Origin of the sequence: Clostridium septicum (genome assembly GCF_003606265.1) — a bacterium.
Taxonomy (GTDB): domain Bacteria; phylum Bacillota; class Clostridia; order Clostridiales; family Clostridiaceae; genus Clostridium; species Clostridium septicum.
This window is the reverse complement of sequence record NZ_CP023671.1, coordinates 697,847-718,392: the sequence shown is the minus strand read 5'-3', so window position 1 is coordinate 718,392 and position 20,546 is coordinate 697,847. Positions and strand designations below refer to the sequence as shown.

The window sequence follows — 20,546 nt, the reverse complement described above, 5'->3', positions numbered from 1 at the left end:
GTAAGAAATGAGAAAAAGGATAGTTTTACTAGGTGCTATAGATGATTTTATGGTGTACTTTAGTAAATACCTAATTCTAAATGATACTGAATTATATATAATTATTAGAAAAGAACAAACTAAAAAGGTTTTAGATGAACTAGGGAATAATATAACTATAATTAGGTATGATGGGAATACTGAACATTTAAAATTATTCTTTAAATCAATTGATGCTGACATAGTATATAATCTTTCATATTTTTGCAAAGATAGATGCAATATAAAGGAGTTTATAGATAAAAATTATACATTTATTACTGATATTTTAGAAGGTCTTAAGTCATCGCCAAGAACTAGATTTATAAATTTAAAGGAAAAATATAAATTAGATGATGAAAATGAACCTTTAGAGGTGAATTCTGCTATATTAAAATCAATGGAAATAATAATTAAATATTATACTAAAAAATGTAATATTAATATAGTAGAGTTAGAAAAATTTAATGATCCTAAAATAGATATGGAAAATATTTTAAGTATAACGTAAAAGAGAGGCTATATGCCACTTTTTTACGTTATTTTTATAAGTTTTTTATCCATTGAGTTTAACCTCCAAGGGTTATATCTTGTTTATTATACCAATCTAATGCATCATAAAAATGCTGCGGTTTAAAATCAGGCCATAAATCATCAACTACATAAAAGTCAGAGTATACTGATTGGACAGGTAAAAATCCACTAAGTCTTCTCCTACCGCCCCATCGTATAATTAAGTCTATACGAGATATATCGTTTGATTTTAAATTTCTAGTAATATTCCTTTTCTTAATATCAGCAGATTTTAGAGAGTTTAAGTCCCATTCCCATCCATAGTTAATTAAAAAATTAACTTTAGTTCCACCTTTGCCAAATGTTTTTCTAGTAGTAAATTCAGATAGTTCTTTTGGGAAAACATGAGATTCGGTATTTCCAATTACTAATATTTCACAGTCTTCATGAGTTAAAAGATTTACAGCTTTTATACAAGCATCAATAAAGGCTTCTTTTTGATCAGATGGCCTTTTTGTATTATCTGTTGTAAAGCCATAATAAGTTATTTCATCTATTCCTTCTTTTTGACAAAGTTTAAATAAAATTAATCCAGGATCTATGCCTAAGGAATACCCCTTATCTTTAGTTAGACCTTTAGACACTGCAAATCGTCTATTACCATCTGGAATAATTCCTATATGTTTAGGTACTCTCATAAATTCAACTCCTTATAATATAATAATTAAATTATTCCCAATAAATATTTAATAAATACATAAAAAGGGCTTGAAATAATAATCAAGTCCTTAAAAATTATCCTTCTATTATTTTTACGTAAAATGTTCTATTTCTAGGTCCATCGAATTCACAAAAATATATGTCTTGCCAAGTACCTAAAATTAAATTCCCATTATTTATAATTAGATTTTGGGATGTACCAACAGTAGAGGATTTTAAATGAGCATGAGAGTTTCCTTCAAAATGACGATATTTAGAATCCATAGTTGGATATACTTTTTCAAAACCATAAATCATATCTCTAGTAACATCGGGATCAGCATTTTCATTAATAGTTATACCGGCAGTAGTATGTGGACAATAAACAACCATAATACCATTAGTTACATTACTTTTATTTAAATCCTCTTTAATAATATTTGTAATATCAATCATAGCTTGAGTATTAGAAATTGATATAGTATGTTTATATAAATTAGCCATAGTAAACCTCCTAAATATATTAAGTATATACATATTATAATAATAGAAATTTATTTTTTTAGTAAGTTAAAAATAAATTAAATATTAAATTTTTTATTGATTTTTTTGTAAATAGGATTTAATATGTAATATAGAGTTAATAACAATTATTTGTTAATAGGAGATGGCGATATGAAAAAGTATTTAAATTTATCAACATTTTATTTAATTTTAGGACTAGCCTTTGGTGTGTTTTACAGAGAATTTACTAAAATGAATTCTTTTGAAGGTGTTACAGTTTTAGATGGAATACATTCACATATTTTAATTTTAGGATTTATATTCTTCTTAGTAATATTGCTATTAGAAAAGAGTTTTAAAATATCTTCAGTAAAATCATTTAATAAGTGGTTAATATTTTATAATGTATCATTTATTTATATGATTATATCTTTAACAATTAGAGGAATAATGCAAGTTAATGGCAGTGACTTTGCAGGGTTAAGTCATATAGCGGGATTAAGTCATGTTATGTTAGGTGGAGCATTAATATGGTTTATAGTTATTGCAAATAAAGCTTTAAGGTCTGAATAATAAGAGGGTTTAATAGAAGAGGATTTAGTTTAACTAGATTCTCTTTTGTTTTAAGAAATTTTATATACAAATTTAAATGGTTGATATATAGTTAAAGTAAGAAGATAAAATTTAGGGTGATATTATGAAATTTATAAAAGAAGAACAGCTACGTAGTATGGAAACATTTAAGGATGTATCTGATAGAACTATAGAAAAGTTATGTTCACTTGGAGAAATTACTTGTTATTTAAAGGGATCACATATTTTTAGAGATAAAGATGAAGTTAAAAAGATATATATTGTTTACTCAGGAAAAGTTGCGCTATATAAAATGAATGAATCTGCGCAAAAAAAAGTAGTATTTATTTTAGGAGAAGATAGAATAATAAATGCAGTTGTAATAGATAATTTACCAGCATCTATTAATTGTGAAATATTTGAAAATGCTGAGATTTTATCCTTTGATAGAAATAAATTTATAGAAATAATGGAAAGTGATTTTGAATTATCAAAGGTTGTAATAAGATCTTTAGCAATAAAAGTTAGAAGACTTTATAGACAAATGAAAAATTCTACACCAATTAAGGTAGAGAAAAGAGTAGCAGCTAAAATTTGGAAGCTAGCTAAAGATTATGGTATAGAAAGTGAAGATGGAGTTTTAATTGATTTAAACATAAGTATAACCTATTTGGCAGATATGTTTGGAATGCCAAGGGAAACTATATCTAGAGCAGTAAAGATACTTCAAAAAGAAGGATTAATAATACATAAAAATAAAAAACTTGTAGTAAGAGATAGAGAAAAACTTTCGAATTTTTTCAAGGGATTGTGATAATTATCACAGTCTTTTTTTTATGCATAAGTATAATAGTTATTATGGTTGTTATTTAAATAACAATATAAAGGCTTTAAAATTTAATTTTACTTCCATTTAAAGTTAAATTTGACTGTTTTTACATGATGAGAATTGCATATAAAAGCGATTTTATTATTAGAAAATAGAAACAGTAATAAGCATATGGAATACATTTAATATTTTTAAGTAGTAATTTTATTTAGTATGGTTAGATGAATGGCATTAATATCATATTAAAAAAGAAAGCAAATTAAGAGGTGTTTAAAATGGGATATAAGCTTAACTTAGAAAACTTAAATATTGCTTTAAGGGAACTTTCAAAGGAATATAAAATATATGCGCCGAAAGTTCTTGAAGGAAAAGGAACTTTTTCAGATACTGATATAGTAAGATATGGTGAAATTTCTAAGGTAGAAGAAATTGAATTTGAAAAGAAGTCACAGTTTTCATATAAGGAAGTAATTCTTCCAATTACTCAAACGCTATTTTTCTTTACAGAAGATGAAGTTAAAGAAGCAAGTATAGAAGAAAAATCATTATTAATATTTTTAAGAAGCTGTGATATACATTCATTAAAAAGAATAGATGATATTTATTTAAGAAATGGATTTGTAGATCCTTATTATGAAAAATTAAGAGAAAAGGCTAAGTTTGTTTTAATTGGATGTAATAAAAGTTTTGAAAATTGCTTTTGTGTTAATATGGGAACAAATAAAACTGATGAATATGATGCATATTTAAAGTTAGATGGACAAGATGCATATATAGATTTAAAAGATGAAAAGTTAGAAGCATCATTTACTAATGTAGATGTTGAAAAGTTAGAAGTAAAACCAGAATTCGTTTCAGAAAATGAAGTAAAGGTTAATATTCCAAATAACTTAGAACTTAAAGTTATGGATTCAAAAATGTGGGATGAATATTCACAAAGATGTATAGCATGTGGAAGATGTAATTTCGTTTGTCCAACATGTACTTGCTTTACAATGCAAGATATATTTTATAAAGATAATGGAAAAGCTGGAGAAAGAAGAAGAGTATGGGCTTCATGTCAAGTAGATGGATATACTGATATGGCAGGAGGACATAGTTTTAGAAAAGCTAAAGGTCAAAGAATGAGATACAAGGTGCTTCATAAGGTTTATGATTACAAAAAGAGATGGGGATACCATATGTGTGTTGGCTGTGGAAGATGCGACGATATATGTCCAGAATATATATCATTCTCGAATTGTATAAATAAATTAGAAAATGCCATGGAAGAGGTGAAGTAAATGAGTAAGAATGTTTATACACCATTTATATCAGAAATATTAGAAGTTATTAAACATACAGAAATAGAATATACTTTTAGAATGTCTTTTACAGGAGATGTTAAGCCAGGACAATTTTTTGAAGTGTCATTACCTAAGTTTGGAGAAGCTCCTATATCAGTTAGTGGAATAGGTGAAAATTATGTTGACTTAACAATTAGAAAAGTTGGTAAAGTTACAAATGAAGTATTTAAAAATTATGCTGGAGATAAGCTATTTTTAAGAGGACCTTACGGAAATGGATTTGACATAGAAAACTATAAGGGAAATGAAGTTATAGTAGTAGCAGGGGGAACAGGTCTTTCACCAGTTAAAGGAATAGTAGATTATTTTTCGAAAAATCCAAATGATGCAAATGGTTTTACATTAATATCAGGATTTAAGTCACCAAAGGACATATTATTTAAGAAAGATATGGAAGAATGGAATAAAAATATGAACTTCATATTAACTGTAGACAGTGCAGAAGAAGGATATGAAGGAAATGTTGGACTTGTTACAAAGTATGTTTCAGAGCTTAAAATAAAAGATATGAACAATGTACAAGTTATAGTAGTTGGACCTCCAATGATGATGAAATTTACAGTTTTAGAATTTTTAAAGCTTGGAATAGATGAAAATAATATTTGGATATCACAAGAAAGAAAAATGTGTTGTGGTTTAGGTAAATGTGGACACTGTAGAATAGATGATACATATATCTGTTTAGATGGACCAGTGTTTAATTACTCAAAAGGTAAACAATTAATAGACTAGGGAGGATTTACTATGGATATAAATACTAAAAAGCTTAAAAAAAATGCTTTTAGAGTTACAAAAAGAAGAGGAATAACATCTTCAAGAATAAGAGTTCCAGGTGGATTCTTAAAAGCAGAGTACCTAGGACTTATTCAAGAAATTGCAGAAAAGTACGGTAATGGTTCAGTCCATATTACAACAAGACAAGGATTTGAAATACCTGGAATAGATATGAATAATATGGAAAAGGTAAATGAACTTATACAACCTATAATTGAAGGGTTAGAAATAAATCAAGAAATTCCAGGAAAGGGATATACTTCTGCAGGTACTAGAAATGTATCAGCATGTATAGGAAATAATGTTTGTCCATATGCAAACTATAATACAACTAATTTTGCTAAGAAAATAGAAAAAGCAATTTTCCCAAATGATTTACATTTTAAAATTGCATTAACAGGATGTCCAAATGATTGTATAAAAGCAAGAATGCATGACTTTGGTATTTTAGGAATGACAGAACCACAATTTGATAGAGATAAATGTATATCATGTGGAGCTTGTGTTAGAGCTTGTAAAAAGAAATCAACAGAAGCTTTACATGCAGAAAACTATAGACCAGTTAGAGATCATAGTAAGTGTATAGGTTGTGGGGAGTGTGTTATAAACTGTCCAACTGGTGCATGGACAAGAAGTAAGGAAAAATATTATAGATTAGCTATAATGGGTAGAACAGGTAAGAAGAATCCAAGACTTGCAGAAGATTTTATAGTATGGGTAGATGAAGAAAGTATTATAAAGATTATATTAAATACTTATAAATATGTAGAACAATATATAGATAGAGCTGCTCCAGGTGGAAAAGAACATGTAGGATATATAGTTGATAGAACTGGATTTATGGAATTTAAGAAATGGGCCTTAGAGGGAGTTGAACTTTCAGATAAAGCTATTCTTAAAGAAAATGTATATTGGAATGGTATAAAGTACTAAAATATTTATATATAATGTTTTAGTTATAGTAAATATAAAAATTTTATATTGGATTAAATAAATTTTTTGATTTAATATTTATTTAGGTTAGTCCATATAAGGTTAGATATAAAAGTTAAGTTTAGACCGCTATTTACTTTAAATAGCGGTCTTAGTTCAAATTGATGAAAAAATCTTATGAAAATTAAAGTAAAAGAGGTATAATAAAAGTAATTACAGATAATCTAAATAAGAGATTCTATATATGATGTGTTTAGGAGCGAAATTATGATACAACTAGTTGGAATAAAAAAAAATATAGATATAGAAATAAGAGAAAAATTAGCATTACATAGTAAAAAACAAGAAAATTACACAAAAGAACTTTTAAATTACTTTGATGAAGTAGTGATAATAAGTACATGTAACAGAACAGAAATTTATTTTAATGGTTCTTTATCAGGGGAAGAAGGATTAAAAAAGGTTTTTGAGATATTTAAATGGGATATAAATTTATCTAAGTATTGTTTTTATTTAGATGAAAAAGAAACTGTTAAGCACTTAATGGAAGTAGTATGTGGTTTTCATTCAAGAATACTTGGAGAAGATCAAATATTAGGGCAAATAAAGTCTGCATATCAAAAATCATTAGAAATGGGAGCCGTTAAGCTTGAGCTTCAGAGATTATTTCAAGATGCAATTACTTGTGGAAAAAGGTTTAGAACTGAAGGTAGGTTGTATGAAATACCAGTTTCATCATCATCTATTGCGGTAAATGATGCTATAAATAAAGGTGCTAAAAAGTTTATGGTTATAGGATATGGAGAAGTTGGGACATTAGTCGTTAAGTATGCTCTATCCCATAATATAGATTCATTAAAATTAGTAGTTAGGGATATAACTAAAATAGAATATATAGATGATATCAGAGTTGAGGTAATGGATTATAAACATGGAAGAGAAATAATAAACGATATGGATTGTGTTATTTCATGTACATCGGCACCTCATTTAATAATAGAACAAAAGCATATAAAAGAATATGGAGATAGATTAATAATATTTGACTTAGCTGTTCCTAGAGACGTTGATGAAAAAGTTAAAAATTTTAATAGAGTAGAACTTTTAGACATAGATGATATTAGCTCTATAGATGATGAAAATAAAAAATTAAGAGATGAGCGTATGCAGTATTTTAAATATATACCTTATCAGTACATAAAAGAATTTTTAGAATGGAAAAAATTAAGGGGAATAGCACAAAATATTAAAGAGTTAAAAATATCAGGTAATAAGGTAGTTGAAGAAAGATGTAAGACATTTTCTCATAAGTGTAAAAATCCACAAGATATCCAGCTTGCTAATGTTTTAATAAAAAGTACTTCTGATGCCTATGTAAATAGAGCTATAGAAGTTCTAAAAGAAGAAAAGTTAAAGGGTTGTGAAGAAGAATGTCTAAGAATATTAAAAAGGATATTTCAAATATAGAAAAAGACTATATATACCTATCATTAAAATCAGATAGCCTAAGAATTGGAATTATAGGTGGAGGAAAAGCAGCTTTAATTAAGGCACGCAGTTTTTTAAAAAAAGGATGTTTTGTTGAAATTATATCAAAGAATTTTAATGAAGAATTATTGAGTAATAGAAGTGATTGTTTAAAATTAAATCAAGGGAGTTACTCTAAAGAGTTTATAGAAGATAAACATATTGTAGTAATAGCAGTAGATGATTATGAATTAGTAGAAAAAATAATAGTACACTGTGATGAAAGTTCTAAAATATATGTTAATGCAACAGATTTTAAAAATGGGAAAGCAATAATTCCCGTGCAAAGAGAGAGTAAAAATTTAAATTTTGCAGTAAGCACAAAATTAGGTAATCCTAAAGGAGCTTTATTAGTGGCTAATAAAGCTTTAAGTATTTTAGAGGAATATGATGAATTTATAGAGTATTCTTCTAAAGTTAGAAATAATGCAAAATATATTGAAGAATATAAAAAAGAAATAATAGATTTTGTATGTACGGAAGATTTTAAGTTTATATATAATATTAAAAAACATAAAGAGGTACTAACTATGTTTTTTAATGAGGACATAATAAATAAGTTGTATAAATAAGATGAGGTGGATTTATGGAATTAATTATTGCAACTAGAAAGAGTAAATTAGCTCAAGTGCAGGCAGATAAAGTAATAGATTTAATAAAGGAAAAACAAGGAGTAGACTCTAAAAAATTATTAGTTGTAACAGAAGGGGATAGAAGATTAGATGTATCTTTAAATAAAATAGGTGGAAAAGGTCTATTTGTAAAAGAAATAGAGCTTGCAATTCTAAATAATGAAGCCCATGCAGCTGTACATAGCATGAAAGATGTACCTTTTGAACTTCCGGAGGACTTTGAATTAATTGCAATGCCAGAAAGAGAAGATATAAGAGATGCTTTTATATCACCTAATGGAATTAAAATTAATGAGTTGAAAATTGGGGCAAGAGTTGGAACAAGTAGTATTAGAAGAGCAGCACAACTTAAAGAAATTAGACCAGATTTGGATATAGTTTCTATTAGAGGAAATGTTCAAACTAGACTTTTAAAAATGGAACAAGAGAGATTGGATGGAATAATATTAGCAGGTGCGGGACTAAAAAGATTAGGTATGGAAAATATTATAACAGATTATTTTGACCCTAAAGTATTTTTGCCTGCTATAGGTCAAGGAGCGTTAGGTATAGAATGCTTAAAAAATGGAGTATATAATAAGTATTTTAAGGCATTAGATAGTAAAGATGTTAGAATAACAGTAGATGCAGAAAGAAGCTTTATGAAAGCATTAAATGGAGGTTGTCATACATTAATAGGAGCTTATACAGAAGTTAAAGGCAATGATTTATATATGATAGGAACTTTTAGTGTAGGAGATAAAATAGTTAAAAAAGATATTTTAGGAAACAAAGAAGAAAATATTTTACTTGGAATAAAATTAGCTGAAAAGATTTTATCAGTTTAGGAGGATATCAATGAGTAAGGTATATATAATTGGAACAGGACCAGGCAATGAGGAACTTTTAACATTAAAAGCAGTTGATGTATTAAAAAGATGTACAGCAGTATTATATGATAGATTGGTATCAAACAATATATTAAATTATCTTTCAGAGGATTGCGAAATTTACTATTGTGGAAAAGAACCTGGATGTCATTATAAAACCCAAGAAGAAATTAATGATATGTTAATAGAATTAGCTAAAAAAGGTCATATTGTAGGACGAATTAAAGGTGGAGATCCGTATGTCTTTGGACGTGGAGGAGAAGAGGTTATAGCATTAGCTGAAGAAAATATAGATTTTGAAGTGGTACCAGGAGTAACTTCGCCAATATCTGTACTAAATTATGCAGGAATTCCCATTACTCAAAGGGGGATAGCGCAAAGTTTTCATATAGTTACAGGAATGACAGCTGGTGTCTTAAATATTAATTGGGAAGCCTTAGCAAAGGAAAAAGGAACATTAGTATTTATGATGGGACTTAGCAATTTAGATAAAATAGTAGGAAATTTAATATCAAATGGAAAAGATAGAAAAACTCCTGCAGCTGTAGTAATGAGAGGAACATCATCTAAACAAAGAAAGGTTATAGGAACCTTAGATAATATAGAAGAAATAGCTAAAGAAGCAGGATTTAGATCACCATGTATTATAGTAGTTGGAGAAGTTGTAACTTTAAATGATAAGTTATCTTGGTATGAAGAAAAGCCCTTATTTGGTTCTAATATATGCGTAACAAGATCAAGAGAGCAATCATCAAATCTTAAATGTAAATTAAGAGATCTTGGTGCAGAAGTTACAGAAATAAACTCCATAAAAATTGAAGGAACTAAAGAGAATTTAGAAGGATACTTAGATAAATTAGATAAATATAATCATATTCTTTTAACATCAGTAAATGGAGTAAATATGTTTTTTGATTATTTAATAGAAAAGAAGTATGATATAAGAAATATAGATGCAAAATTTTCTGTAGTAGGAAAAGCAACTAAAAAAGCTTTAGAGAATAGAGGGATAATGGCTTTTGTTATGGCAAAGGAATTTGTTGGTGAAGGTTTATTTAGAGCCTTAAAGCCATATCTTAATAAAGGGGAGAAGGTTCTTATTCCTTGTTCATCATCAAGTAGAGAATATTTAAAGGATGAAATAGAAAAACTAGGTTTAGAAGTAGATAGAGTAAATACTTATAATACTAAATGTGGTGATGTTAAAAATAATAAAGCTTTTGAAGAAGTAGATATAGTATTGTATACTAGTCCAAGTACAGTTAAAAACATGATTAATATGTTTGGAATAGAAAAGATAAAAGAGAAAAAAAATATAGCTATTGGACCACAAACATTTAAGACTCTAGAAGAAAATAATATAAAGAGTCATATGTGCAAAAAACATTCAGAAGATGGTTTTTTAAAAGAGATAACAGATATATATAAAAGTTTATAAGAAAGTTAAGGTGAAGTCAGTGATAAAGAGGGGTAGAAGATTAAGAGCAAATGCTGCAATAAGAGATTTAGTAAGAGAAAATACATTAACTAGTAATGATTTAATTTTCCCTATATTTGTAGTTGAAGGTGAAAATAGAAAGGAAGAAATAAAATCATTAGAAGGAAATTATCATTGGTCTTTAGATAGATTAGATGAAGTTATTAAAGATGTTGAAAATTTAGGAATTAAAGGCGTTATTGTTTTTGGTTTACCAGAGCATAAGGATGAGTGTGGATCTGAAGCATATAGTGATGAAGGAATAGTTCAAAAGGCAGTAAAGAAAATAAGAGAAATTTCAGAAAAGTTATATGTAATAACAGATGTTTGTATGTGCCAATATACAAGTCATGGACATTGTGGAATATTAGAAGGAAATAATATTGATAATGATTTGACTTTAGAAAAGTTAGGGGAAATAGCATTATCTCATGCAAGGGCAGGAGCTCATATGGTTGCACCATCAGATATGATGGATGGAAGAGTTGCTTACATAAGAAATATATTAGATAAAAATAATTATGAGAATGTTGCTATAATGAGTTATTCAGCAAAATATTGTTCTGCTTTTTATGGACCATTTAGAGAAGCGGCACATTCAGCTCCACAATTTGGAGATAGAAAAACTTATCAAATGGATCCTTCAAATGGAATTGAAGCTTTAAGAGAAATAGAAATGGATATAGATGAAGGTGCAGATATAATAATGATTAAGCCAGCTATGTCATATTTAGATATAGTTAGAGCCACTAAAGATAGAATAAATCTTCCTATCTGTGCTTATAATGTAAGTGGAGAATTTGCAATGGTTAAGGCAGCTGCAAAGGCAGGTCTTATAGATGAAAAAGGAATTACATTAGAAATGTTACTTTCTATGAAAAGAGCTGGAGCAGATATGATAATAACATACTATGCTTTAGAAGCAGCTAAATGGTTAAAGGAGTATTAAAATGAGAAATCAAGTTATATTTCATGAGTCTAAGAAATTTATGCCAGGTGGAGTTAATTCACCTGTTAGAGCATATAGAGATATGAACATAGATCCTCCAATAATTAGGAGTGGTAAAGGTGCTATAATAAAGGACGAAGAAGGAAAGGAATATATTGATTTTGTATTAGCTTGGGGTCCTATGATTTTAGGACATTGTGATGAAGATGTTGTTACTTCCATAAAAGAAATATCAGAACATGCTATTGCTTTTGGAGCACCAACAGAATTAGAACTAATAATGGCTAAATTTCTATGTGATAATTTAAAAAATATAGAAATGGTTAGAATGGTTAATTCAGGGACAGAAGCAACTATGAGTGCAATTAAGCTAGCTAGAGGTTATACTAAGAAAAATAAAATAGTAAAATTTGCAGGATGCTATCATGGACATTTTGATGGCTTTTTAGTTGAAGCTGGTTCAGGTGTATTAACAGAAGGAATACCAGGTTGCTTAGGAGTACCTCAAGATAGTATAAAAAACACTCTTATAGGAGTTTATAATGATTTAGAACAAGTAAAGAGTTTATTCCAAGAGTATGGCAATGATATCGCAGGAATAATTATAGAGCCGGTAGCAGGAAATATGGGAGTTATAAAAGCCGAAGATAATTTTATGATAGGGTTAAGAGAACTATGTGATAAATATGGAGCTTTACTTATATTTGATGAAGTTATGAGTGGATTTAGAGTAGACTTTGAAGGAGCACAAAGTCTATTTGATGTTAAGCCAGATTTAGTAACTTATGCTAAGATAATAGGTGGAGGACTACCTTGTGGAGCTTATGGAGGTAAAAAAGAAATAATGGAATGCTTATCTCCAGTAGGTGGTGTATATCAAGCAGGAACAATGTCAGGAAACCCTGTAGTAATGGCTGCTGGAATTGCTACACTAAATAAAATAAAAGAAAATAAAGAAAAGTATTATAATCATATAAATAAACTAGGTGATAAGTTAGAAAAAGGTATGTTAGCAATAGCTAAAGAAAAAAATATTCCAATGGTTATAAATAGGCAAGGTGGAATGTTAACAATATTTTTTAATAACCTAAAAGAAATAAAAACTTATGATGATGTAAAAAAATGTAATAGTGATATTTTTAAGAAATATTTCTTACATATGATAAATAAAGGATTTAATATACCACCGTCACAATATGAGGCGTTATTCTTGTGTACGGAACATAATGAAGAGCATATAAATAAGTTTTTACAAGCTTTTAGAGAATTTGAATAGTTAGTAAAAGGGTGAATTTATGTCAAAAGCAATTATTATAGCTTCTTTTGGAACAACAGATTTAGAAGCATTAAAGAATTTAGATAAAATAGAAGATGAAGTTAGAGTAAGGATAAATAAGAAATATCCTGTAATTAGAGTATTTACATCTAAAACTATAATAAATTCATTAAAGGTTAAACATAATATTTCTGTCTTAAAATTAGATGAAGCATTATTTAAACTAAGTAGTGAAGGATTTGAAGAGGTAATAATACAACCTCTTCATATTATGGAATGTTTGGAATATGAAGAAATAAAAAAAGTAATATATAGCTATGATTATACATTTAAAAGCATAAAGATAGGAAAAACTTTACTGGGTTATTATGGAAGTGAGTTAGAGAATGCTTGTGATAGATTAATATGTGCAATGGATGAGGAATTGCCAAAAGATAAAAATATAGTTTTAGTAGGGCATGGATCAAAAACAATTACTACTGAGGCATATTATATACTTGAAAGTAAATTTAGAGATAAGGGATATAGTAACCTGTTAATAGGAACTTTAGAAGGGGATAGAACAAGAGATTTTATAGTTGATAAATTAAAAAATGAAAATATTGATGAAGTATTAATATTACCTTTATTAGTTATAGCAGGTAACCATGCTAAGTTAGATATAGCAGGTGATGAAAAATCTTGGAAATCTAAATTTTTAGAGGAAGGAATAAAAGTAGATATAAATCTTAAAGCGCTATTAGAATATAAAAAAGTAAGAAACTTATATATTAATCAAATAGAGAGAGTTTTATAAAAAGTACGCATTTAGCGTACTTTTTTAATAAATAAACAAGAATATATAAAAAATAGACAAAATTAGAAAGTTTTCATTGAAAATTTTAAAGTAAGATTGTATTATATATAAATGTGGGCTATAGATGCTCCAATAAATACAAACTTATTAAAAATATAACAAGTTAATTAATAATATATAGGTAGGTGTAGTATGTACAGTAATGAAATTCATAATCTGGCTCATTCGGCTGAAGTGAAAGCAGATTTATTAAAAAGAAGTAAATCAAGATACATAGTAAGTGCTATGTTAGGTAGTTTATTTATTAGTTTAGGAATTATGCTGATTTATTCTATTGGTGGAATCATGCATCATGGTGGTTCACCATTTTATAAAATTATTATGGGTGTATCTTTTGGTGTTGCATTAAGTTTAGTACTAATGGCTGGGGGAGATCTTTTTACAAGTAATAGTATGATAATGACTATGGGAGCTTTAGAAAAATCAGTAACCTGGATGGATGCTTTAAAGATATGGTTTGCAAGTTGGTTTGGAAATATATTAGGTGGAGTAATTGGAGCTTTCTTATTTGTACAAGCAGGATTAACATCAGGGAAAAGTGATTATATAGGAGAGTTTATAGTAAATAATGCATTAGCTAAGATAAATACTCCATTTATGCCACTTTTAATAAAGGGTATTTTATGTAATATACTTGTATGCTTAGCTGTTTGGATGTGCTATAAGTTAAAAGAAGAAACAGCTAAAATATTAATGATTTTTTGGTGCTTATTTACATTTATAACAGCAGGGTTTGAGCATAGTGTAGCTAATATGGGATTATTAGCTATGGGGATTTTTATTGATCCATCAGCTATAACTGTAAGTGGATATATGTATAATATAATTGTTGTAACTATAGGAAACTTTATAGGTGGAGCATTATTCTTAGCGTTACCATATTACTATATAACTAATACTAAGAAGTAAAACAAAAAGAGTTAGATTCATTTTAAAATGGTCTAACTCTTTTATTTATATAAGTTTTACATTAAAGTATAATAAAAGTAAGAATTATAAATGAAGTGAGGAGTTATATGAGTTTCTTTAATCTAATATATAAAAGGGAAAGTGTTAGAGGGTATTTTGATAAGGTAGTAGAAAGAGAAAAAATAGAAAAGATAATTGATGCAGCAAGGGTAGCACCATCAGCTTGTAATTCACAACCTTGGAAATTTGTTGTTGTAGATAGTGAAAAACTAACAAAAGATTTAGCTAAAACATTATACGACCCATTGATAGGAATAAATAAATTTACAACTACTTCAAGGGCATTTATAGTAGTTGTGGGAGAAAGAAGAAATTTAACTTCAAAATTTGGAGAGTTAGTTAAGAAAAAAGACTATACATCAATAGATATAGGCATAGCTTGTGAGCATATATGCTTAGCGGCAACAGAATTAGGTTTAGGAACCTGTATGATAGGATGGTTTAAAGAAAAAGAGATAAAAAATATATTAGATATACCTAAAAATAAAGAAATATACTTGGTTATATCAGTAGGATATTTTGAAAATAAAGAACCTAGAAAAAAGGTAAGAAAAAATATAGAGGAAGTTATAAGTTATAATAAATATAAATAAAGAGGTTGCTTTGCAACCTCTCTATTTTGATCTTTTTTCTAAAAAATGTTTACTCTTTTCTAATATTACGATTAATAGTCCACCTATAATGAAGAAAATAAAGCTAAAACTTTCTAAATTCATAGCAGGTCTAGGAACTTTTAATGTAGTAGGTCCCATAAACACTGCATAGAAAGAACCAATCATTAACCCTATTATAAAGTAAATCATTTTAGATCTATGTTTTTTTAATAAATATCTTATTAACCTTATTGTAGTTACGATACCAGTAAGTACTCCAAAACCAAATATAATTAATATAGGAAGATAGCTTAAGTTAAAAGTTAAAAACTCTTTGACTGCACTTATAATTGGAGCATAAAGTCCAAATACAAGAAGTAAAGTTGAACCTGATATACCTGGTAAAACCATAGCAGAAATAGCAATCATACCAACAACAAATACATAAATTCCAAGAGAAAAAGAAATATTACTTAAATCAACTGATGAAGAACCAGAAGATGTAGGATTGAAATATGTAATTGCTGCAACTACTATAATTCCTAATATAGCATATATTATATTTTTATAGTTTTCTTTTAATATATCTTTTTCTTCACGTATTATTATTGGGATAGAAAATAATATAAATCCAACAAAAACAGAGCTTATATTATAAATTTCTTTATCAAATATAGAGGATAAAAGAAAGATTGAAGAAACCATACCTACAACCCAACCAATTCCTAATTTAAATAAGAAAGCCATAGAAGATTTTTTTCTTTCAAGTCCACCTTTAATAGACACTAATGAATTAAGGGAATTTATAAAATCATCATAAAATCCTAATATAAAAGCGATAGTTCCTCCAGAAACTCCAGGAACGCTATCAGCTAGAGCCATACAAAATCCTCTTATAAAGTTTACTATGTACATAATGTCACCTCTTTAATTAGTAGTATCTTAGAAATAATAACATTGTTAAGTTAAGAATGCATTAAATAAAAGTTACAAATTTCTTAAGATTTATTATAAATATAAAATGTTTATAAATAAAAATAGAGTCCAAAATGGAGCTCTATCTTTTAGTATTAAACTTCAAATATCCAACCTTCTGGAGCTTCAATATCACCAAATTGAATTCCACAAAGAATTCTGTAAAGTTCTTTCGTTGTAGGACCAACTTCAGTTTCACTGTAGAAAACGTGAAGATTATTTTTATATTCTATTCCACCAATAGGAGTTATTACAGCTGCAGTACCACAAGCACCTGCTTCTTTAAATTCATCTAAGTTATCTATAAGTACATCTCTTTCAAATACAGGCATATTTAAGTAGTTTTTAGCTATATCCATAAGCGAATATTTTGTTATACTTGGAAGAATTGAAGGTGAGTTAGGTGTAACAAACTCATTATTTTTAGTTATACCAAAGAAATTAGCAGCTCCAACTTCTTCTATTTTAGTGTGAGTTGCAGGATCTAAGTATATACAATCTGCAAATCCTCTATCAGCTGCAATTTGATGAGGATGAAGAGAAGCGGCATAGTTTCCACCAACCTTTTGTCCACCTGTACCAAGAGGTGCAGCTCTATCATAATCAGCTATCATAAAGTTACATGGAGCTAATCCTTCTTTAAAGTAAGGGCCAACAGGAACTGCAAAAACACAGAATATGTATTCAGGAGCTGGTTTAACACCTATGTTATTACCAACACCAATCATAAATGGTCTTAAGTAAAGAGTAGCACCTGTTCCATATGGAGGAACAAAATGTTCATTAGCTTTAACTACTTGCTTACAAGCATCTATGAATTTTTCAACAGGAACTTCAGGCATTAATAATCTTTTATTACTAACGTTTAGTCTTTCAGCATTTCTATCTACTCTAAATAATTGAACTTTTCCATCTTTTCGTCTATAAGCCTTTAAACCTTCAAAACATTGTTGTCCATAATGTAATGCTGTAGAAGCTTCACTAATAGTTAGCATATTATCCTCTACTAATTTTCCTTCATCCCATTTTCCGTCTTTCCATATAGAAACATATCTATAGTCAGTTTTTATATAACTAAATCCTAAGTTATTCCAATCAATATCTACATTTTTTTCCAAAATAATACCTCCTTAAATTATATAATATCTAATTTTATCATTATTTCAATAAAGCATAAAGATTTAATTTTCGAAAATATATAATTAATTATGAATAAATGAATTATTTGGATTGAATAAACTTAATTAAAAGAAGTTGAAAGTACTGGAAAAAGAATGTATAGTTAAAATATGACATGTTAAATTTAAGATTTGAATTAAGGTGCTAGGATAAAATAAAAGTGTTAATTCATTGGACCAATTAATAAAATTATTTGGAAAAATCCTAGCACCAAATTTTAATGGGAACTGTGACTATTAAAGATCACAGTTATCAGCTTCTTCTCCATATCTAACAGTACCCTCTGTAGAATAATTATCATTAGGATAGTTATCTATAAAGGTACCATCATTAGGTTCTGGAGAGCTATTTTTAAAGTATTTATTATTTATTTTAGTATTAATTTTAGAAGTTTTTTTACCCATATTAACTCCTCCAAATAAGATTATTTGTAGTTAGTATTGGTTAAAATTAAATTAATATACTATAGTTTTAGAAAGGAAGTATAAGAATGACGAGAGAAATAATTTCCACAGAAAAGGCACCACAAGCAATAGGACCATATTCACAAGGAATTAAATTTGGTAATATGGTATTTACATCAGGGCAAATTCCAATAAATCCAGCAACAGGAGAGCTTATTACTGAAATAAAAGAGGCAACAAAGCAATCTTTAGAAAATGTAAAAGCAATATTAGAAGAGGCTGGAAGTAGCTTAGATAAAGTAATAAAAGTTGGAGTATTTTTAAATGACATGAATGATTTTGCTGTTGTAAATGAAGTTTATGCTAAATATTTTAATAATAATAAACCTGCTAGAAGTTGTGTAGAAGTAGCTAGATTACCTAAAGATTCTGTTATAGAAATAGAAGCAATTGCAAGTTTAGAATAATTTCAAAAAGACTTATCAAATTATTTTTTGATAAGTCTTTTTTTATTTTAACTCGGTAAGATTTTTCCAATATCTTTTAGGCATACTTCTTTTTTGAAGTTTTAAATTAAGCCTTTCATCTATAGTTGTAGATTTAAAATATTCTTTCCAAAGTTCTTCAAAATTATCAAATGATTTGGATAAATTCATGTAATCATTCTTATCTAGCTCTGTTATTTCCCAAGAAATTTTATTATATATAGTGGCTATATTTCGTTTAGTGTCATGTATAATCCAATATTCATTTGGAAGTCTTTTTTCAAAGTGAGGAGATATAAGTTCAAGTATATTATTATCAGGATATATTTGTGAATATAAAAACTTATTTCCTATATAAGAGAATCGAACAAGACCAGTAAATCTATGAGCTTCTAATGACACACGTCTATCTATTAAATTAATATTTCTAACTATGTCTAAATGTAAGAAACTATGAATTTTATTAGAAACTTTAAAAGCAAGTTTTAAGTATTTAAAGCATAGTATTCCTTTATCTTTTTCAGAAGATAGATATAGTTTATATATTTTTTCAAGACATAGCCTATCAATTTTTAATATTATAGATTCTTTAACTTTTTTATATTTTTTGTAATCAGTATTTATATTTATATAAGTAGATAAAAGATCTATAGAATATTCATTTTTTGCTAATATTGAATTAGGTGGTATTTTAGAGTAAAAACTATCATATATAGCTGAAAGTAACCCTTGAAAAGAACCATCATAAATGTATGTAATCATTATTTATACTCCTTAAATTAAAATTCACCAGTTATTGATGTGATAGTATCTTTTGGTAATAATATTTTAGGTGATTTATTTAATAATATACCATTAGTAGAAATATCATCGAAAAACGATATTTGTTTTGATAATTCTTTATCTATATTAGGCTTATCAAAATATAATAATCTATTTTTAATTTTTTCGTTATCGAAATTAACATCACCATAATATTTTCCTCTGCAAGTAATAAAATATTGTGCTCTTTTTAATACAATACCAAGCTTTTTTAAATCATCAAAGCTTAAAGAATGAACCTTTCTAGTTAGTAGTATTCTTTTTGCTGATATAACACCTATACCAGGTATTCTCAATAACATTTCATAGGAGGCTTTATTGATTTCAATAGGAAAATAATTAATATTATTTAATGCCCAACTAGTTTTAGGGTCAAAGTTTAAATCAAAATTATCATTTTCATTATTTAAAAGTTCATTAGCTTTAAAACCATAAAATCTAAGTAACCAATCTGCTTGATATAATCTATGTTCTCTAATTAATGGAGGATGAGTTATATTAGGTAAAAATTTATTATTTTTTATAACAGGTACATATGCAGAATAATAAACACGTTTAAGTTTATATTTATTATAAAGATTTTCTGAAAGATTTAAAATTTTAAAATCACTTTCAGGGGTAGCACCAATAATTAGTTGAGTGCTTTGTCCTCCAGGAACAAAACTATTAGCATAGTTAAATTTTCTTTTTAAATCAGTATTTTCTGTAATAGAAGATGTAATAAGTCCCATTGGTTTTAAAATATTTTCTTTTTTCTTTTGAGGTGCAAGTAATTTTAAACTGCTAGAAGACGGAAGTTCTATATTAACACTCATTCTATCTACATACTTTCCAGCTTCCTTTATTAATATATCATCTGCTCCAGGAATTACTTTTAGATGTATATAACCATTAAAATTTTCATTAATTCTAAGTTTTTTTACTATTTTTAATAAAAGCTCCATAGTATAATTGGGTGATTTAAAAACGGCAGAGCTTAAAAATAAACCTTCTATATAATTTCTTTTATAAAAATTAATAGTAAGTTCTATAATTTCTTCAGGGGTAAAAGCGGCTCTTTCAATATCTTTGCTTACTGCGTTAATACAATATTTACAGTCATAAATACAAATATTAGTTAAAAGAATTTTAAGTAAAGATATACATCTTCCATCAGGAGTAAAAGAGTGACAAATACCATTAGAGGAAGTATTACCAATACCATTTTTATTCTTTCTTTTAGATCCAGAAGAGGAACAAGAAACATCATATTTAGCTGCAGCTGATAAGATTCTTAGTTTTTCATTAATATTCAAAAGTATCACCTCTATAATAAGTAGTATTCTTTTATTATACAGAACATAT

The 20,546-nt window shown here is 27.5% G+C and carries 23 protein-coding genes; 16 read left to right on the top strand and 7 right to left on the bottom strand.

The window, feature by feature from the left end; genetic code table 11:
• Positions 1–7: 7 nt before the first annotated feature.
• A complete protein-coding gene (locus CP523_RS03255) occupies positions 8–529 on the top strand; it encodes a hypothetical protein (protein WP_066677234.1) in 522 nt (173 codons plus the stop codon).
• 58 nt (positions 530–587) lie between these two features.
• Here CP523_RS03255 and CP523_RS03250 read toward each other — a convergent pair whose 3' ends face one another.
• Together CP523_RS03250 and CP523_RS03245 are read right to left on the bottom strand one after the other, a co-directional pair.
• Positions 588–1,229, bottom strand: coding sequence for an undecaprenyl diphosphate synthase family protein (locus CP523_RS03250; protein ID WP_066677236.1), 642 nt, complete (start codon positions 1,227–1,229; stop codon positions 588–590).
• A 97-nt stretch (positions 1,230–1,326) separates the two neighbouring features.
• Positions 1,327–1,734, bottom strand: coding sequence for a secondary thiamine-phosphate synthase enzyme YjbQ (locus tag CP523_RS03245; RefSeq protein ID WP_120140484.1), 408 nt, complete (start codon positions 1,732–1,734; stop codon positions 1,327–1,329).
• 171 nt (positions 1,735–1,905) lie between these two features.
• Between CP523_RS03245 and CP523_RS03240 the strand changes: the two genes are divergently transcribed.
• The 14 genes from CP523_RS03240 (at position 1,906) to CP523_RS03175 (ending at position 15,337) form a co-directional block, all read left to right on the top strand.
• The gene (locus tag CP523_RS03240; RefSeq protein WP_066677240.1) at positions 1,906–2,307 is read left to right on the top strand and encodes a DUF2871 domain-containing protein; all 402 of its coding nucleotides are present in this window, start codon (positions 1,906–1,908) and stop codon (positions 2,305–2,307) included.
• A gap of 124 nt (positions 2,308–2,431) precedes the next feature.
• On the top strand, positions 2,432–3,121 hold the full coding sequence (locus tag CP523_RS03235; RefSeq protein ID WP_120140483.1) for a Crp/Fnr family transcriptional regulator: 690 nt from the start codon (positions 2,432–2,434) through the stop codon (positions 3,119–3,121).
• 290 nt (positions 3,122–3,411) lie between these two features.
• Positions 3,412–4,419 (top strand): anaerobic sulfite reductase subunit AsrA, encoded by a 1,008-nt coding sequence (gene asrA, locus CP523_RS03230; RefSeq protein ID WP_066677244.1) that lies wholly within the window; start codon positions 3,412–3,414, stop codon positions 4,417–4,419.
• The gene (gene asrB, locus CP523_RS03225) at positions 4,420–5,214 is read left to right on the top strand and encodes an anaerobic sulfite reductase subunit AsrB (RefSeq protein ID WP_120140482.1); all 795 of its coding nucleotides are present in this window, start codon (positions 4,420–4,422) and stop codon (positions 5,212–5,214) included.
• A gap of 12 nt (positions 5,215–5,226) precedes the next feature.
• Positions 5,227–6,189 carry a sulfite reductase subunit C gene (asrC, locus tag CP523_RS03220; protein WP_066677250.1) on the top strand — a complete coding sequence of 321 codons (963 nt, stop codon included), beginning with the start codon at positions 5,227–5,229 and terminating at the stop codon, positions 6,187–6,189.
• Positions 6,190–6,456: 267 nt separating this feature from the next.
• The gene (hemA, locus tag CP523_RS03215; protein WP_066677252.1) at positions 6,457–7,656 is read left to right on the top strand and encodes a glutamyl-tRNA reductase; all 1,200 of its coding nucleotides are present in this window, start codon (positions 6,457–6,459) and stop codon (positions 7,654–7,656) included.
• Complete coding sequence (locus CP523_RS03210) at positions 7,620–8,288, top strand: NAD(P)-dependent oxidoreductase (RefSeq protein WP_066677254.1); 669 nt, start codon at positions 7,620–7,622, stop codon at positions 8,286–8,288. The genes hemA and CP523_RS03210 overlap by 37 nt, the downstream gene beginning before the upstream one ends.
• Before the next feature lie 14 nt (positions 8,289–8,302).
• The gene (hemC, locus tag CP523_RS03205) at positions 8,303–9,175 is read left to right on the top strand and encodes a hydroxymethylbilane synthase (RefSeq protein WP_066677256.1); all 873 of its coding nucleotides are present in this window, start codon (positions 8,303–8,305) and stop codon (positions 9,173–9,175) included.
• Between the two features lie 10 nt (positions 9,176–9,185).
• Positions 9,186–10,655, top strand: coding sequence for a uroporphyrinogen-III C-methyltransferase (cobA, locus tag CP523_RS03200; RefSeq protein WP_066677258.1), 1,470 nt, complete (start codon positions 9,186–9,188; stop codon positions 10,653–10,655).
• 19 nt (positions 10,656–10,674) lie between these two features.
• Entirely contained in the window at positions 10,675–11,643 is a 969-nt protein-coding gene (gene hemB, locus CP523_RS03195; RefSeq protein ID WP_066677260.1) for a porphobilinogen synthase, read from the top strand.
• A gap of 1 nt (position 11,644) precedes the next feature.
• Positions 11,645–12,919 carry a glutamate-1-semialdehyde 2,1-aminomutase gene (hemL, locus tag CP523_RS03190; RefSeq protein WP_066677262.1) on the top strand — a complete coding sequence of 425 codons (1,275 nt, stop codon included), beginning with the start codon at positions 11,645–11,647 and terminating at the stop codon, positions 12,917–12,919.
• 19 nt (positions 12,920–12,938) lie between these two features.
• On the top strand, positions 12,939–13,715 hold the full coding sequence (locus tag CP523_RS03185) for a sirohydrochlorin cobaltochelatase (RefSeq protein WP_083089530.1): 777 nt from the start codon (positions 12,939–12,941) through the stop codon (positions 13,713–13,715).
• A gap of 192 nt (positions 13,716–13,907) precedes the next feature.
• On the top strand, positions 13,908–14,684 hold the full coding sequence (locus CP523_RS03180; RefSeq protein WP_120140481.1) for a formate/nitrite transporter family protein: 777 nt from the start codon (positions 13,908–13,910) through the stop codon (positions 14,682–14,684).
• A 107-nt stretch (positions 14,685–14,791) separates the two neighbouring features.
• A complete protein-coding gene (locus tag CP523_RS03175; RefSeq protein WP_066677266.1) occupies positions 14,792–15,337 on the top strand; it encodes a nitroreductase family protein in 546 nt (181 codons plus the stop codon).
• A 21-nt stretch (positions 15,338–15,358) separates the two neighbouring features.
• Here the strand turns inward: CP523_RS03175 and CP523_RS03170 are convergent, their stop codons facing one another.
• The 3 genes from CP523_RS03170 to CP523_RS15885 all read right to left on the bottom strand — a co-directional run bounded on the left by CP523_RS03170 (position 15,359) and on the right by CP523_RS15885 (position 17,895).
• Entirely contained in the window at positions 15,359–16,252 is an 894-nt protein-coding gene (locus CP523_RS03170) for a DUF368 domain-containing protein (RefSeq protein WP_066677268.1), read from the bottom strand.
• A gap of 155 nt (positions 16,253–16,407) precedes the next feature.
• Positions 16,408–17,430 (bottom strand): branched-chain amino acid aminotransferase, encoded by a 1,023-nt coding sequence (locus CP523_RS03165; RefSeq protein WP_066677270.1) that lies wholly within the window; start codon positions 17,428–17,430, stop codon positions 16,408–16,410.
• Positions 17,431–17,727: 297 nt separating this feature from the next.
• Positions 17,728–17,895 (bottom strand): hypothetical protein, encoded by a 168-nt coding sequence (locus CP523_RS15885; protein WP_162925933.1) that lies wholly within the window; start codon positions 17,893–17,895, stop codon positions 17,728–17,730.
• A gap of 86 nt (positions 17,896–17,981) precedes the next feature.
• Between CP523_RS15885 and CP523_RS03160 the strand changes: the two genes are divergently transcribed.
• A complete protein-coding gene (locus CP523_RS03160) occupies positions 17,982–18,362 on the top strand; it encodes a RidA family protein (RefSeq protein ID WP_066677272.1) in 381 nt (126 codons plus the stop codon).
• 42 nt (positions 18,363–18,404) lie between these two features.
• Here CP523_RS03160 and CP523_RS03155 read toward each other — a convergent pair whose 3' ends face one another.
• Both CP523_RS03155 and CP523_RS03150 read right to left on the bottom strand, forming a co-directional pair.
• Entirely contained in the window at positions 18,405–19,142 is a 738-nt protein-coding gene (locus tag CP523_RS03155) for a TIGR03915 family putative DNA repair protein (protein WP_066677274.1), read from the bottom strand.
• A gap of 17 nt (positions 19,143–19,159) precedes the next feature.
• Positions 19,160–20,497 carry a putative DNA modification/repair radical SAM protein gene (locus tag CP523_RS03150; protein ID WP_066677276.1) on the bottom strand — a complete coding sequence of 446 codons (1,338 nt, stop codon included), beginning with the start codon at positions 20,495–20,497 and terminating at the stop codon, positions 19,160–19,162.
• Positions 20,498–20,546: the final 49 nt, after the last annotated feature.

Excerpts from the sequence above, each read along its gene's own strand:
- CP523_RS03175 (WP_066677266.1), top strand. The coding sequence starts at position 14,792 with ATGAGTTTCTTTAATCTAATATATAAAAGGGAAAGTGTTAGAGGGTAT.
- hemL (WP_066677262.1), top strand. The coding sequence starts at position 11,645 with ATGAGAAATCAAGTTATATTTCATGAGTCTAAGAAATTTATGCCAGGT.
- asrA (WP_066677244.1), top strand. The coding sequence starts at position 3,412 with ATGGGATATAAGCTTAACTTAGAAAACTTAAATATTGCTTTAAGGGAA.
- CP523_RS03250 (WP_066677236.1), bottom strand. The coding sequence starts at position 1,229 with ATGAGAGTACCTAAACATATAGGAATTATTCCAGATGGTAATAGACGA.
- CP523_RS03160 (WP_066677272.1), top strand. The coding sequence starts at position 17,982 with ATGACGAGAGAAATAATTTCCACAGAAAAGGCACCACAAGCAATAGGA.
- CP523_RS03170 (WP_066677268.1), bottom strand. The coding sequence starts at position 16,252 with ATGTACATAGTAAACTTTATAAGAGGATTTTGTATGGCTCTAGCTGAT.
- CP523_RS03180 (WP_120140481.1), top strand. The coding sequence starts at position 13,908 with ATGTACAGTAATGAAATTCATAATCTGGCTCATTCGGCTGAAGTGAAA.
- cobA (WP_066677258.1), top strand. The coding sequence starts at position 9,186 with ATGAGTAAGGTATATATAATTGGAACAGGACCAGGCAATGAGGAACTT.
- CP523_RS03155 (WP_066677274.1), bottom strand. The coding sequence starts at position 19,142 with ATGATTACATACATTTATGATGGTTCTTTTCAAGGGTTACTTTCAGCT.
- asrB (WP_120140482.1), top strand. The coding sequence starts at position 4,420 with ATGAGTAAGAATGTTTATACACCATTTATATCAGAAATATTAGAAGTT.
- CP523_RS03210 (WP_066677254.1), top strand. The coding sequence starts at position 7,620 with ATGTCTAAGAATATTAAAAAGGATATTTCAAATATAGAAAAAGACTAT.
- CP523_RS03245 (WP_120140484.1), bottom strand. The coding sequence starts at position 1,734 with ATGGCTAATTTATATAAACATACTATATCAATTTCTAATACTCAAGCT.
- hemC (WP_066677256.1), top strand. The coding sequence starts at position 8,303 with ATGGAATTAATTATTGCAACTAGAAAGAGTAAATTAGCTCAAGTGCAG.
- CP523_RS15885 (WP_162925933.1), bottom strand. The coding sequence starts at position 17,895 with ATGGGTAAAAAAACTTCTAAAATTAATACTAAAATAAATAATAAATAC.
- CP523_RS03240 (WP_066677240.1), top strand. The coding sequence starts at position 1,906 with ATGAAAAAGTATTTAAATTTATCAACATTTTATTTAATTTTAGGACTA.
- hemA (WP_066677252.1), top strand. The coding sequence starts at position 6,457 with ATGATACAACTAGTTGGAATAAAAAAAAATATAGATATAGAAATAAGA.
- CP523_RS03255 (WP_066677234.1), top strand. The coding sequence starts at position 8 with ATGAGAAAAAGGATAGTTTTACTAGGTGCTATAGATGATTTTATGGTG.
- asrC (WP_066677250.1), top strand. The coding sequence starts at position 5,227 with ATGGATATAAATACTAAAAAGCTTAAAAAAAATGCTTTTAGAGTTACA.
- CP523_RS03235 (WP_120140483.1), top strand. The coding sequence starts at position 2,432 with ATGAAATTTATAAAAGAAGAACAGCTACGTAGTATGGAAACATTTAAG.
- CP523_RS03185 (WP_083089530.1), top strand. The coding sequence starts at position 12,939 with ATGTCAAAAGCAATTATTATAGCTTCTTTTGGAACAACAGATTTAGAA.